We start from the raw sequence: 14140 nt of genomic DNA on the forward strand, positions 1-14140 counted from the left end.
AAACTCCATGTTCATTGGAGGAGACTATATGCAATCTATTGACCTTCACAAGCTTGTAGACGAAGCCAGATTCAACCGCTTTCATGCGGTCGTCCTCATTCTGTGTGCAGTGATCATCGTCGCCGACGGCTACGACCTGGCCGTCGCTGGGATCGCACTCCCGGCCATCATGAGCGACATGAATGTCAATCCGACAACGGCTGGCTTCATGGCGAGCTCGGCATTGTTCGGAATGATGTTTGGTGCGGTGGGGATGGGCATGCTCGCCGACATTATTGGCCGGCGCTGGGCGCTTTCGATCTCGGTGCTCCTTTTCAGCGTCTTCACAGCTGCAGCAGGTTTGGCGCACGATCCCATCGCCTTCAGCGTGCTGCGCTTCATCGCGGGGCTCGGAATCGGTGGTGCGTTGCCTTGTTCGACTGCGCATGTGACGGAGTTTGCGCCCAAGAAGTTGCGAGGCTTGCTGGCGACAGCGATGCTTTGTGGCTATGCGGTAGGTAGTGTGCTTGCGACGTTGGTCGGCAAGCAATTCCTCGAAAAATATGGATGGCAATCGGTGTTCTTTGCAGCTGGCGCACCAATCGTGCTAATCCCGTTCATCCTGAAGTACATGCCTGAATCGTTGCCATTCTTGATAAAGCGGAATGACAATTCGCGCATTCGAGCGATCGTTGCTCGTCTTGCGCCAAGCCACCCGCTTGATGCAGGTGCGCGTTTTCTCGCGCCGATCGACAACAAGGCTGAGGGAGTGCCGATTGGCAGGCTGTTTCGGGATGGCCGCGGCTTCAGTACGGTCATGTTCGCGGCCGCGTTCTTCTCTGTGCTGTTCATGATGTACGCACTGAGCACTTGGCTTGTCAAACTGATGGCGATGGCTGGGCATAGTGTGGGTTCCGCGCTGAACTTCCTGTTGCTCTACAACGGCGGTGCGATCGTCGGAGCTGTATTTGGCGGCTGGCTTAGCGATAAGCTGAAGATCAAGTGGGTTCTGTGCATCTTCTTCGCCGTGTCAGTGGTATCTCTGACACTGCTGGGCCATGGAGTGCAACCGCTGTCCCTGATCGTCGCGGTCGTCGGGGCCTCCACGCTCGGCACCGGGATCGTGCTCCATGCGTATGCCGCCCAGTTCTATCCGGCGCCAATCCGTTCGACTGGAGTCGGCTTTGCATCGAGCGTAGGACGTGCCGGCGGTATTTCGGCACCGATCGGTATTGGCGTGCTGATGTCGATGAAGCTGCCGCTCGAGCAGAACTTCATTTCGATCGCGATGGCGGGGCTTGTTGGCGCTATCGCGGTGGCCTTGATCGATCATCGCCGGTCAGCATCCGCTCACGCGATTGACGCCTCGAAGGGGTTGGATGCCCGGGAAGCAGAGGCGGTCACCGGTCGGGCGGCTGCTGCTAGCCCCTGACCACCAGCGCGGGCTGGTGGTGAATTCCAAGGGGGTTCGTCGCGGCAGGTCTGACTCAGGTCCATCGCACCCGATGAAGATGTCGGCGCGATCTCGCTCAATGGCCCATGGGCGCCGGCCGCTTTGCCAGGCAGGGCCGGCGCTAGCCCTGCTTAGCGAGCCGGATTTCCTAGGCGGGCATGTATTTCCGCGACGCTTGCGCGTATCTTTTCAATGGAGACTAAGTTGGTATGACTGAACTCACGACGAGCTATTCGCGTGGCGCGGCGGATAGGCCATTGATCGAGGAGACCATTGGCGCCTTCTTCGACGAGATGGTCGGGAAGTTTCCCGACAAGGAAGCGGTGGTCTCCTGCCACCAGGGCATCCGGCATACCTATGTCGAGTTGCAGCGCGAAGTCAATCGGATGGCGAGTGCATTGCTTCGAATCGGCCTGGAGCCGGGCGACAGGATCGGCATCTGGTCCCACAACAACGCCGAATGGCTCGTTACCCAGTTCGCAACTGCCAAAGCTGGGCTCATCCTCGTCAACATCAATCCGGCGTATCGGCTGTCCGAGCTTGAGTACGCGCTAAACAAGGTCGAATGCAAGGCATTGATCACGATGCCATCCTTCAAGACGACCAACTACCTGGAAATGGTCAGAAGTCTCGCGCCCGAATTGGACGGTGCAGTGCTTGGACGCCTTGAGTCAGCACGGCTGCCCTCGTTGAAGACCGTCGTCCAGATTGGCCGCGATACAGCTCCTGGGTTTCTGCGCTTTTCGGATCTGTTGGTGATGGGCGACCCGGCAGACCAGGCCGTCGAAATCGTCGGCGCGCGATTGCGCAACACGGATCCGATCAACATCCAGTTCACGAGCGGCACGACGGGCTCCCCAAAGGGGGCGACCCTTACCCATCGCAATGTACTGAACAACGGATTCTTCATCGGCGAAGCGATGCGGTTGTCCCCGGAGGATCGCCTGTGCATTCCGGTGCCGCTGTATCACTGCTTCGGCATGGTGGTCGGAAACCTGGCTGCTCTGACGCACGGAACGACCATCGTGTATCCGAACGATGCATTCGAGCCCGTGTCGGTGCTGCAGTCCGTGCAGGACGAGCGATGTACGGCGCTTCATGGCGTGCCGACCATGTTCATTGCCGAACTCGACCATCCACGCTTCAAGGAGTTCGATCTGTCAACGCTACGCACAGGGGTCATGGCCGGTTCGCCGTGCCCTATCGAAGTGATGAAGCGTGTCGTGAGCGAGATGCACATGAGCGAGGTGACGATCGCATACGGCATGACGGAAACGAGCCCCGCAAGTTGTCAGAGCACGACCGACACGCCCCTGGAGAAGCGCGTCTCCACCATCGGGAAGGTGCTTCCTCACCTGGAGTTAAAGGTCATAGACCCTATTTCCGGGGAGATTCTGCCGGCTGGCAAGGTGGGCGAGCTTTGCACGCGCGGTTACTCCGTGATGCGTGGATATTGGGCAGATGCGGCCAAGACCGCCGAGGCCATCGATGCAGACGCCTGGATGCATTCGGGTGACCTGGCCGTCATAGACGAGGACGGATACGTCAACATCGCCGGTCGCATCAAGGACATGGTGATTCGAGGCGGTGAAAACGTCTACCCGCGCGAGATAGAAGAGTTTCTGTACCGTCACCCCGCCATTCAGGACGTGCAGGTGATTGGAGTCCCGGATCAGAAGTACGGCGAGGAGCTTTGCGCATGGGTCGTCCTTCGCAATGGCGCCTCGCTCAGCGAGGAGGACCTGAGAGCGTTCTGTCAAGGGCAGATCGCGCACTTCAAGGTTCCGCGATACATCCGTTTCGTAAACGGATTTCCGATGACAGTCACCGGGAAGATTCAGAAGTTCGTGATGCGGGAGATGATGAAGAAGGAACTCAATCTCGCCGAGGCGGTGTCTGCGTGAGCCTGTCCAAGATGAGGGGCCGCACCGGCATCGTTCAGAGCAGCCTCCTTGGTTCCAAGTTTGAGCAGAGCTCGAGTCTGCTGCTTCACGGACTCATGGCGTGACGAGGCGTCACGGCGTGCAAGAGCAGGTCTGCTTGTGGGCCGCGAAGTTGGTTTGGGGCACGTATCCGTTGTTGGGTCGGATTGGCGGATTACGCATAAGAATAGTCGATTTAGCCACTGTGCGCCGAGCGCTGAAATTTCTAAAGTAGGTGCAAACGGGTGCCATGCCTTGTCTAGGCATCTGCACAGCGCCTTGAGTCGCAAGTCTTCCTTTACGGGTGGAGCTTGGAGACAGGGGCATTGGTTCAATGAGTTCGACCATTTCTTCAGCTTCTGGCAGGCCCTATATGAATGCTCGCGAAATCTTCGTCATCGCCACCGCTCGCACAGCCATCGGCACCTTCGGTGGTGCGCTGAAGGATGTTCCGAACACGCAGCTGGCAACCACAGCGGTCAAGGCTGCGCTGGAGCGCAGCGGCGTTGCGCCCGACGCCATCGGGCATGTCGTCATGGGGAATGTGATCCCGACGGATCCGAAGGATGCATATCTCAGCCGCGTTGCCGCCATTGATGCGGGCATCTCGATCGAGACCCCGGCGTTCAACGTCAATCGCCTGTGCGGATCTGGGCTCCAGGCCATTGTCTCGGCTGCGCAGGCCATTGCGCAGGGCGACTGCGAGATCGCCATCGGAGGAGGCTCGGAGTCGATGAGCCGCGGGCCATACATCGACACTTCGGCGCGCTATGGCGCACGCATGGGCGATGCGACGCTGGTCGACTACATGCTCGGCATCCTGCATGACCCGTGGGAGAAGATCCACATGGGTATCACCGCTGAGAACGTGGCGGCGCGCTTCAAGATCTCGCGCAAGCAGCAGGATGAACTGGCGGTTCTCAGCCAGCAACGCGCGGCAGCGGCCATTGCGACGGGCCGTTTCAAGGAACAGATCGTTCCGGTGGAGGTGAAGACCCGCAAGGGCGTGGTGCTGTTCGATACCGACGAGCACGTGCGGGGCGACACGACGCTCGAATCCCTTTCCGCGATGAAGCCCGCTTTCAAGAAGGACGGTCTGGTCACTGCCGGCAACGCATCGGGTATCAACGATGGCGCGGGTGCCGTGGTGCTGGCGGAGGGAGGCCGTGTGAATGCGCTGGGCCTCAAGCCGCTGGCCCGCTTGGTGGGCTATGCGCATGCGGGTGTGGAGCCTGCCTATATGGGTATCGGCCCCATCCCGGCTACGCGCAAGGTGTTGGCGCGCACGGGCCTGAAAGTCCAGGACCTCGATGTGATCGAGTCGAACGAGGCGTTCGCGGCGCAGGCCTGCGCGGTGATTCAGGAGCTTGGCTTTGATCCGGACAAGGTGAATCCGAACGGCTCCGGCATCTCGCTGGGTCACCCCGTCGGCGCGACGGGCGCGATCATCACGACGAAGGCGATCGCTGAATTGCACCGCACTGGTGGACGTTATGCGCTGGTGACGCTGTGCATCGGTGGAGGGCAGGGCATCGCCGCCATCTTCGAACGTGTCTGACCGTTTGTCACTTCTCGCACGCGGTGTCTTGCCGCGGCGGGAACTCTCTGAAATCCAGGCACCGAGTTCGATGCCGCTTCATCCAAAGGAAGCCCGGCGATGCAAGCCAGGTGGCACTGGCGCCGAACGGCGTGATTGCCGATTTGATGGGGTTGTGGTCTGCCGGCCGGCCTACTTATGAGCCCGAGCGGATTCGCGTGCCTACGCAATTGCTGCTGGGCGAATGGGACGTGGATACGCCGGTGTACATGGCGCAGGAATTGTTTTCCAAGCTGGAGCAGGCACCCTACAAACGGCTGGAAGTGCTTGCGCGCGGTACACACTCGATGGTGTTGGAACTGAACCGGATCGAGCTGTACCACCGGAGCCGTGACTTACTGGAATCGCGCTTCGTGTGACGAATATCGCATGAAATGTGTCATATTTGCCAATGGCAGCCAGGGCTGAGTAACTGGACACTGATGGTTCCTACTCCTCCGAATTCATCATGAACAGACAGCACGTTGGCGTGATCGGCGCCGGAACCATGGGCAACGGCATTGCACAGGTGTGCGCACTTGCCGGACTCGATGTCACGATGCTCGACGTCTCCGACGAGGCGCTGGGCCGCGGTATCTCGACCATCACGGCCAGCCTGGACCGGTTGGTGAAGAAAGAAAAGCTGCGCGCGGAGGACAAGGATCTGGCGCTTGCCAGGATCCGTCCGACGGTCTCCTATCAGGATCTGCGCGGCGCCGGCCTGGTGGTAGAGGCGGCGACGGAGAGGCTCGACATCAAGCTGCGCATCCTCCGCGACATCGAGGCAGTGGCCAGCGACGAGGCGGTGATTGCGACCAACACCTCGTCCATCTCCATCACGCAACTGGCTGCCGTCCTGAATCGGCCGGATCGTTGCATTGGCATGCACTTCTTCAACCCGGTTCCCGTGATGGAACTGCTGGAGCTGATTCGCGGATTGCAAACCTCGGATCTGGCACACGAACAGGCCTTGGTCTTTGCACGGGCGATCGGCAAGAGCGCGATCACGGTCAGGAACAGTCCCGGGTTCGTGGTGAACCGCATTCTCTGTCCGATGATCAACGAGGCCATCTACGTCCTGCAGGAAGGGCTCGCCAGCGCCGAGGAGATCGATGTCGGCATGAAGCTCGGCTGCAATCATCCGATCGGGCCTCTGGCATTGAGTGACCTGATCGGGCTGGACACCATGCTGGCCGTGATGCAGGTGTTCCATGAAGGCTTCGGCGACCCGAAGTACCGGCCTGCGCCCTTGCTCAAGGAGATGGTGGATGCTGGTCGCCTGGGCCGCAAGACTGGCCAGGGCTTCTACACCTACAGCAGTCGTTGACAGATTGGAGGATTGAGGGGCGGTACAGCGTCTCGGTCCTTTTTCAGAGCTTTTTGATCGAGGCCGAGCCATGAGAATTTCCAAGCGCGCAGAGCGCATCGAGCCGTTCTACGTGATGGAGGTGGCCAAGGCTGCCTCGCAGTTGGCGCGTGAGGTCGCTCATGGCGACAAGCCAATGGTCTACCTGACCATTGGAGAGCCGGACTTCACCGCACCGCCTCTGGTGCAAGAGGCCGCCGTGCGCGCTGTGCGAGACGGCACAACGCAGTACACACCGGCCATCGGGCTGGAGCCCTTGCGCGAGCGCATCAGCGACTGGTACAAGCAACGTTTCGGCGTGAACATCCCGGTACGCCGGATCGCGGTGACCGCAGGTGCCTCGGCGGCGCTGCAACTCGTTTGCCAGGCCTTGATCGAGGCGGGCGATGAAGTCCTGATGCCCGACCCGAGCTATCCGTGCAACCGGCATTTCGTGATTGCCGCCGAAGGCCAGCCGGTCATGGTGCCCACCACGGCAGCCGAGCGGTATCAGCTGAGCGCGGAAAAGGTCGAGGCCCACTGGGGCAGCAAGACGCGTGGCGTGCTGCTCGCCTCGCCGTCCAACCCCACGGGAACGTCCATCCATCCGGACGAACTGCGCCGCATCCACGCCTGTGTCCAGGCCAAGGGAGGCGTCACGTTGCTCGATGAGATCTACCTCGGGCTGAGCCACGACGACGCTTTCGGTCAAACCGGCCTGGCCATTGACGAGAACGTGATCAGCATCAACAGCTTCTCAAAGTACTTCTGCATGACCGGGTGGCGCCTGGGCTGGGTGGTGGCTCCAGAACCTCTGATCCCGGTGATCGAGCGTCTCGCGCAGAACTTCTTCCTTTGCCCCAGTACCGTCGCCCAGCACGCCGCGCTGGCTTGCTTCGAACCCGACAGCATCGCTGAGTACGAGCGCCGCCGCGCGCAGTTCAAGGCGCGCCGCGACTGGTTCATCCCGGAGCTGGAGAAGATCGGGTTCAAGGTTCCGGTGGTGCCCGACGGCGCGTTCTACGCCTGGGCGGATTGCTCGCCGTGGTTCGACGCCTGGAACGTTTCGAACAGCTGGGATTTTGCGTTCGAGGCCATGAAGAGAGCCCACGTCGCGATCTCGCCTGGCCGCGATTTCGGAACAGCCGAGTCGGCGAGGTTCGTGCGCTTTTCGACGGCCAACTCGATGGAGCAGTTGCGGGAGGCCGCGGCAAGGCTCGCCGTTCTGCGTCCGTGAAAGGACAGGCACTAGCTTCGAGCACGCCACACGGGTCCTGCTGTTTCACAACGTCAGCTATGGAATGGTCATGTTGATAACCTTGCGGAGCGTGCCTTCGGAACAGGATTCTCGGATTGTCATTGCATGCATACGTGCATGCATCTGGGCAGGTATCGAAGACCGGCCTTTCTGTGTCTTCCCCAAAGCAGGGCGCGATTCGATGCATCGCGATCCTGGCGAACCGCAACAGTTTGCCGACGAGCCTGCTCTGTTCGAGCAACCTGCATACCACGCCGCGGCCGGCGCCGAATTCGGCGCTGCAAGGAACTGATGCCCATGCGCGCGCTCCTTGCCACGTTGCTGGGTTTCATTGGCGAACGTGCGCCGTACCCGGAGTTGGCGCAATGGCTGCCAGTCTGGCGAACGATGCAGGCGGCATCTGCGAATCGTGATCCGTTCGTTGCAAGCGTGATCGCCGCGCTCAAGGCCGATCGGCATGCCTGGGCGTTCTTCAGTGGATACCAGGGAGCGCTGCAATCGGCTTTTCCCGATTCGGTAGAGGGCGGACACGTCGGCGCGCTTTGTGTCCACGAGACTGGCCGGAAGATGACTGAGGTCACGACGAGCGTGGAATTCTGCGACCGCATCCCGTGCTTGCACGGGAAGAAGTCATGGGCCTTGACCAGCATCGAAAACCTGACTCTGTTGGCGCTTGCCAGCAGCGATGGCCCTCAGAAGGGGCCAGACAGTACGTGATGGTGCGTCTTCCATCCAGTGCCATGGGTGTCAGCCGGGGGCATTCGCGCCAACAGGCCGTTGTGCCCGAACTCGCTCACTCAGAAGTCCGCTTCGACACGGTTCGTTTGACGCCTGAGCAGTTGGTACCTGGCGATGGGTATGCCGAACATGCCAAGCTATTCCGAGTGCTGGAGGACATCTTCGCGACGGGAAGCGTCTTGGCGTATCTGTTCGCAGAGGCCCAGTCCGGGGGCTGGCCGACGACGTGGTGCCAGCGCTGTATTGCGGCTATCGCGATGCTCCACGCATGTGCCGATCTGGATCCTCGCGACACGCGTGCGCACATCCTGGTGGCGGGGTCCCTGTCTTTCGCGGGTGACGTGATTCGGGAGAGCGAAAACCATTGGCGACCTGCGCAAGCGATCGCCCACAACCGCTGGCAACGCGACAGGCCGATTCTTTCGCTGGGCAAGGAGGCGAGGCGCCTGCGAGCTATCGGGGCCTGGGCGCGCGCTTGAGGGGAGACTGGTGGCACTACCCAGGTGCGAGGAGCATGAACATGGGAGCAGTCGGTCGCCTTGCAGAGTTTGGAGGGTCACCTGTGAGTTCGGCACGCGAGGAGTCACGTTCCAAACTGCGGGAGGATTCGGATCAGAGAGGGAGCTTCGACGTCATCTTGATCTTCTGCATGGGCAACTCACTCTTGACGCTCTGTACTCCCTTGATGCGGGTCAGATACTCGCCCTGGAATTTCCTATATGCGTCGAGGTCTGCGGCCACCACGCGAAGCAGGAAGTCGCAGTCCCCGACCATCAGGTGGCATTCCACAATTTCATCAAGCTGCATCACTTCTGCCGTAAACGCCTCGATGGTCTGGGCATCCTGGCTTTTCAGCCAAATGCGGACGAACACGGTCAGACCCAGTCCGATCTTCGGGGCATCGAGCACCGCGACGTACTTTTCAATGACGCCGGACTCCTCCAGGTGCTTCACACGCCGCAGACATGGCGATGGCGACAGCCCGACTTTCTCCGCCAGTTCCACGTTTTGAATCCGTCCATCTTCTTGTAGTGCCTGGAGGATTCGGCGATCAATTCTGTCCAGATCTTTCATCATTTCATGGTCTCGCAATCGAATGCTCGTATTTCTGAAAATGTGGGCATGGCGTGCCTATTTTAGGAAATAAGAGGGTTAAAAAGAACAACAATTGCGGAGCATGAGGCCTAGAATTTCTTGGGTTTTGAGGAATTCTGGTTCACGGAGTTAAAGCATGACCTCGGTTGACATACAGCCCTTCGCTATCGAAAAGAATCCCGCTCCGGTGAGTGATGGGCGACGCCAGCGGCTGCTGGAGAGTCCTGTTTTTGGCGAGGTTTTCACCGACCACATGGCCACCATCAAGTACTCGAAGGACCAAGGCTGGCATGGTGCAAAGATCGGTCCTCGCCAGGCATTGAGCCTTGACCCGTCAGCGCTTGTGTTGCACTACGCGCAAGCGATCTTTGAAGGCATGAAGGCCTATCGGCTGGACGGAGGAGGTACGGGCCTGTTCCGTCCCGAGCAGAATGCGCGCCGTTTCCGCCACTCGGCCACGCGCCTCGCCATGCCGCTCTTGCCCGAGGAACTGTTTACCGAATCGGTGCGTGCGCTGGCGCGCGTGGACAACGACTGGATTCCGTCCGCGCCGGGCTTTGCGCTGTATCTGAGGCCGTTCATGGTTGCCACCGAGGCTGTTCTCGGAGTCAGGTCTTCAGCCGAATATCTTTACTGCGTCGTGGCCTCGCCGGTGGGGCCGTACTTCAAGAGTGGCGCTGCTGCGGTGACACTCTGGGCTTCCGACCATTTCACGCGCGCCGCCCCCGGCGGAACTGGCGACGCCAAATGCGGCGGCAACTACGCTGCAAGCCTGGCCGCGCAGGCTGAGGCCATCCGTGAGCAATGCGATCAGGTGGTCTTCCTTGACGCTGTGGAACGCTGCTGGATTGAGGAACTCGGTGGAATGAACATCTTCTTTGTGTTCGCAGATGGTTCCATTCAAACACCGCCCCTGACCGGCACGATCTTGGCGGGCATCACGCGCGAATCGCTGATCACCATGGCCCGCGATCTCGGCATGACTGTTCGCGAGGAGCCTTACTCCATTGACCAGTGGCAGGAAGACGCCACGAGCGGGCGGCTGCGGGAGTCCTTCGCGTGCGGCACGGCCGCGGTCGTGGCTCCCATCGGGCGAGTCAAAGGGCGCAATCACCACTTCACCATCGGCGATGGTAGTCCTGGCCTCATCACGCAGCGCCTGAAAGCCGCCCTGACAGACCTTCAATTCGGACGCGCTCCAGATCCACGAGGCTGGTTGGCGCGGCTGTCGTAAGCCGCAAATTTTGCGGGAGTGCCACCCCGCCCTTTTTCAAACCAAAAGCAGGAGACCTGTATGACACGATTCGCGGCTTCGCAAGGCTTCATGGGGCCCTTCTCCCATGATGGGCAGGCAAGTATCGCCCCCAGTCCACCGTGGCACTATGCGGCTGATTTCATCACGATCGAGACCTGGGTCGACCCGGTCGCCATCGAGGCATTGCTGCCGCCGGGCCTGAGCTTGCATCCAGACGAGGCGGGCCTGGTGACGGTTTCCTTCGTCGATTGGCAAGCCTGCACCGATACCGGCGGCGAACTGCTCGACCCAATCCGCGCGCAATATCGCGAATGCATCGTATTGGCGAGCGTCCAGTACGAGGGCAAGCTCATGCAGTACTGCCCCTACATCGTGGTTGATCAGGACACGTCGCTGGCGCGCGGCTGGGCGCTCGGCTATCCAAAGAAGATCGGCTCGGTATGGATCACACGGTCCATGGGTATGCCCTCGATTGCATCGCCCAAGCTGGAGGTCGGCGCCACCTTTGCCGGCACGGTGGCCGTCAAGGACCGGCGCCTCGCCGAAGGTCACGTGAAATTGTCAGCCCTTGCCGACGGCTCCGCCGTGACTTTCGGCAGCCGGCCCATCGTCGCTTTGCGGCACTTCCCGTCGATGTTCGAGGGCCAGCACGATCAACCGGCTGTCTACGAACTCGTCCGACTCCAGGCCGAGAGCGTTCAGGCTAGCCCCGTCTGGCAGGGCGACGCGGCATTGACGATCTACGACGCGCCTATCGAGCTTCTCGCCACGCTGCGCCCCATCCGCATCGGACGCGGCTGGCGCTATTCGATTGCGATGACGAACCGCAACAACCATCTCCTGCGCGATCTGCGCGGCACCACTTTGTCCCAGAGGCAATGACATGGACTCTGTGAAACTTCAACGTACGTACCTTGACCTCACGACGCCGCACGTAGCGGACGCATGCATGCGCCTGGGTATCGCGCTTCGTTGTGCACCCGCTGGAATTCGTGCCTTGTGGAGCGGTTCCCACATCGTTGGCCGGGTACGTCCTGCGCGGCACTATGGCAGCGTCGACGTTTTTCTCGAAGCAATCGACCGTGCCGCGCCCGGAGATGTTCTTGTGGTCGACAACGGTGGGCGTTTGGACGAGGCCTGCGTTGGTGACCTCGTCACTCTGGAAACCGCCCTGGCAGGCCTGCGCGGCATCGTCATCTGGGGTTTGCACCGCGATTCATCGGAATTGCGGACCATCAGACTGCCCATTTTCAGCCTGGGCACCTTGCCTGCAGGGCCGCAGCGTTTGGACGCACAGGAGGCCGACGCTCTCATCTCTGCCGGTTGTGGCGAACATGTCCTCACCCCCGACGACTTTGTGCTGGGTGACGACGATGGGGTGATCTTCATACCCTTGAGCCAAGCCCAAAAGGTGGCGGAACTGGCAACCTCGATTCGGGACACCGAGCGCAGCCAGGCGGCACGCATGCAACTCGGTACAACCTTCCGGAGACAGGCTCGCTTCGATGATTTCCTGGCCGCAAGAAACGCCGACGAGAACATGACATTCCGCCAGTATCTGCGCTCGATCGGCGGCGCAATCGAGGAGTGAATCTCGAGCTGAGCGGCCGGGGTCAACTGGACTTCAATCCTCTTCCATTTCTTGTTCAGGGAGCCCACTTCAGTGACTAACAGTGCATCCAGAGACAGCCATGGCGCACATTCCCGCGGCGCCAGCGATGCGGCGGCGCCGTATGGAAGCGAGCGCAGCACAATCCCGAAACGCAAGAAGGTCACCACGTCGCGAATTGCCGAAATGCGAGCAAGCGGAGAGAAGATTGCGGTGCTTACGGCCTATGACGCCACATTCGCGGCAGTCGCAGATGCCGCGGGTGTTGATTGCCTGCTGGTCGGCGACTCCTTGGGGATGGTTTGCCAAGGCCGGGCCACCACGGTTGGCGTTTCACTTGAAGATATGCGATATCACACCAAATGCGTATCCTTGGGACTCGAACGCTCGCAAGGTAGTTCTCTCATCATTGCGGATCTTCCTTTCGGCAGCTATCAGCAATCGCGGGAGCAGGCCATGGCATCGGCAGCGCTGTTGATGCGAGCGGGCGCCCATATGGTCAAGCTCGAGGGCGGTGGGTGGACCGTTGACGTGGCGGCTTTTCTGGTCGAGCGCGGAGTTCCTGTTTGCGCCCACCTGGGATTGACGCCGCAAACGGTGTCGGCGTTGGGCGGATATCGCGTACAGGGGCGTCAAGAAGAGGCCGGCGATAAGATCCGGCGCGACGCGGCAGCACTTGAAGCTGCCGGCGCGTCGATGATGGTTCTTGAGATGGTGCCCGGACAACTTGCGGCCCGCATCACCAGTGACATGACGTCTTGCGCCACGATCGGCATTGGTGCTGGCAGCGGAACGGCTGGGCAAGTCCTGGTGATGCACGACATGCTGGGGCTCAATCTGGGACGCATGGCGAAGTTCGTGCGGAACTTCATGGGCGGTGCGTCGGCCGTGGATGCCGCCTTTGCAGCGTATGTCGTAGCGGTCAAGGATGGCTCGTTCCCAAACGACAAACAGCACGCTTGGTAGTGCCCGGATACATGCCTGCTCGATGACAGTTCCCGGGCATATCTATCTATCCCTGGACCAGATCGATGTCATCTTCTGGTTGGCCGAAATCAGCAGCGTAATAACTTGAATGTCGGAAACAGTCATGAATATGGCGTTTCAGCCAATGTACGCAAGACCTGCGAGGTGCAACACTGAGAGCGCAACGTGCCCCACATGGTGCGAGAGCGCAGCACTCGTCGCTGTGTCTGTCCAACGCCCATTCATGGTTTTCAATCGCAACCCTCATCATGAGTCTCGACTCCGTCAAACAGTTTCTCGCCGAGCATGCCCCGGATCTTTCAATCATTGAGGTGGAAACGAGTGGCGCTACGGTCGCGATGGCGGCCGTGGCGTTCGGTGTCACTCCGGGACAGATTGCCAAGACGCTGTCTATGAGCGTAGGCGAGCAAGTGATCTTGCTCGTCGCCCGAGGCGATGCTCGACTGGATAACAGAAAGTACAAAGATCAGTTTGGGGCAAAGGCCCGCTTCCTGGCGGCGAGCGAGGTGGAGAAGGTAACGGGCCACCCCATTGGAGGCGTTGGGCCCTTCGGGCTTGCAAGTCAGCTGGATGTCTATTGCGACGTCTCGCTGCGGAGCTTCAGCGAAGTACTTCCCGCCGCCGGCGCAAACAATGCAGGTGTCAGGGTAGTGCCTGAGCGGATGGCGCAGCTGGTCAAGGCACGTTGGGTAGACGTCATGCAGCATGAGATTGCTGCTGAGTCGCTGGCTGGTTGAGGCGCTCTTACGCCTCTATACGCCACTGCCCGCCACGGCTTCTTCAGTCTGATGCAGATGCACGCATCTCTTGGTGTGCATCGGGTCGTGCTCGTCCAGTCCAGCGTGTACGGCACGAATAACGCCCGCTTGCTCGATGAGCTCTGAAATACACGCTTTGGACGAGCCATTGCAGCATGCTGAATC

The 14140-nt window shown here is 60.3% G+C and carries 13 protein-coding genes; 12 read left to right on the forward strand and 1 reads right to left on the reverse strand.

What is annotated here, in order from left to right; all coding sequences use genetic code 11:
- The first annotated feature begins 28 nt into the window (after positions 1–28).
- The 7 genes from ACTG4X_RS04930 (at position 29) to ACTG4X_RS04960 (ending at position 8250) form a co-directional block, all read left to right on the forward strand.
- On the forward strand, positions 29–1411 hold the full coding sequence (locus ACTG4X_RS04930; protein WP_007839173.1) for an MFS transporter: 1383 nt from the start codon (positions 29–31) through the stop codon (positions 1409–1411).
- Positions 1412–1641: 230 nt separating this feature from the next.
- A complete protein-coding gene (locus ACTG4X_RS04935) occupies positions 1642–3336 on the forward strand; it encodes an AMP-binding protein (protein WP_097200316.1) in 1695 nt (564 codons plus the stop codon).
- 391 nt (positions 3337–3727) lie between these two features.
- Positions 3728–4912 carry an acetyl-CoA C-acyltransferase family protein gene (locus ACTG4X_RS04940; RefSeq protein WP_007839171.1) on the forward strand — a complete coding sequence of 395 codons (1185 nt, stop codon included), beginning with the start codon at positions 3728–3730 and terminating at the stop codon, positions 4910–4912.
- A gap of 110 nt (positions 4913–5022) precedes the next feature.
- Positions 5023–5310 carry an alpha/beta fold hydrolase gene (locus tag ACTG4X_RS04945; RefSeq protein WP_440533327.1) on the forward strand — a complete coding sequence of 96 codons (288 nt, stop codon included), beginning with the start codon at positions 5023–5025 and terminating at the stop codon, positions 5308–5310.
- A gap of 89 nt (positions 5311–5399) precedes the next feature.
- Entirely contained in the window at positions 5400–6257 is an 858-nt protein-coding gene (locus ACTG4X_RS04950; RefSeq protein WP_007839169.1) for a 3-hydroxybutyryl-CoA dehydrogenase, read from the forward strand.
- A 70-nt stretch (positions 6258–6327) separates the two neighbouring features.
- The gene (locus ACTG4X_RS04955) at positions 6328–7512 is read left to right on the forward strand and encodes a pyridoxal phosphate-dependent aminotransferase (RefSeq protein ID WP_007839168.1); all 1185 of its coding nucleotides are present in this window, start codon (positions 6328–6330) and stop codon (positions 7510–7512) included.
- A 318-nt stretch (positions 7513–7830) separates the two neighbouring features.
- Complete coding sequence (locus ACTG4X_RS04960) at positions 7831–8250, forward strand: hypothetical protein (RefSeq protein ID WP_143696830.1); 420 nt, start codon at positions 7831–7833, stop codon at positions 8248–8250.
- Between the two features lie 633 nt (positions 8251–8883).
- Here ACTG4X_RS04960 and ACTG4X_RS04965 read toward each other — a convergent pair.
- A complete protein-coding gene (locus ACTG4X_RS04965) occupies positions 8884–9348 on the reverse strand; it encodes an Lrp/AsnC family transcriptional regulator (RefSeq protein WP_007836465.1) in 465 nt (154 codons plus the stop codon).
- Positions 9349–9502: 154 nt separating this feature from the next.
- Between ACTG4X_RS04965 and ACTG4X_RS04970 the strand changes: the two genes are divergently transcribed.
- From ACTG4X_RS04970 to ACTG4X_RS04990, 5 genes are all read left to right on the forward strand, one after another.
- A complete protein-coding gene (locus ACTG4X_RS04970) occupies positions 9503–10600 on the forward strand; it encodes a branched-chain amino acid aminotransferase (protein WP_097200314.1) in 1098 nt (365 codons plus the stop codon).
- Positions 10601–10660: 60 nt separating this feature from the next.
- A complete protein-coding gene (locus tag ACTG4X_RS04975) occupies positions 10661–11503 on the forward strand; it encodes an acetoacetate decarboxylase family protein (protein WP_440533328.1) in 843 nt (280 codons plus the stop codon).
- Between the two features lie 67 nt (positions 11504–11570).
- Positions 11571–12212 (forward strand): RraA family protein, encoded by a 642-nt coding sequence (locus ACTG4X_RS04980; RefSeq protein ID WP_440533329.1) that lies wholly within the window; start codon positions 11571–11573, stop codon positions 12210–12212.
- Positions 12213–12284: 72 nt separating this feature from the next.
- Complete coding sequence (gene panB, locus ACTG4X_RS04985; protein WP_440533330.1) at positions 12285–13196, forward strand: 3-methyl-2-oxobutanoate hydroxymethyltransferase; 912 nt, start codon at positions 12285–12287, stop codon at positions 13194–13196.
- A 269-nt stretch (positions 13197–13465) separates the two neighbouring features.
- The gene (locus tag ACTG4X_RS04990; RefSeq protein ID WP_007836474.1) at positions 13466–13954 is read left to right on the forward strand and encodes a YbaK/EbsC family protein; all 489 of its coding nucleotides are present in this window, start codon (positions 13466–13468) and stop codon (positions 13952–13954) included.
- The last annotated feature ends 186 nt before the right edge of the window (positions 13955–14140 follow it).

This window comes from Variovorax sp. YR566 (genome assembly GCF_051992195.1).
Taxonomy (GTDB): Bacteria; Pseudomonadota; Gammaproteobacteria; order Burkholderiales; family Burkholderiaceae_C; genus Variovorax.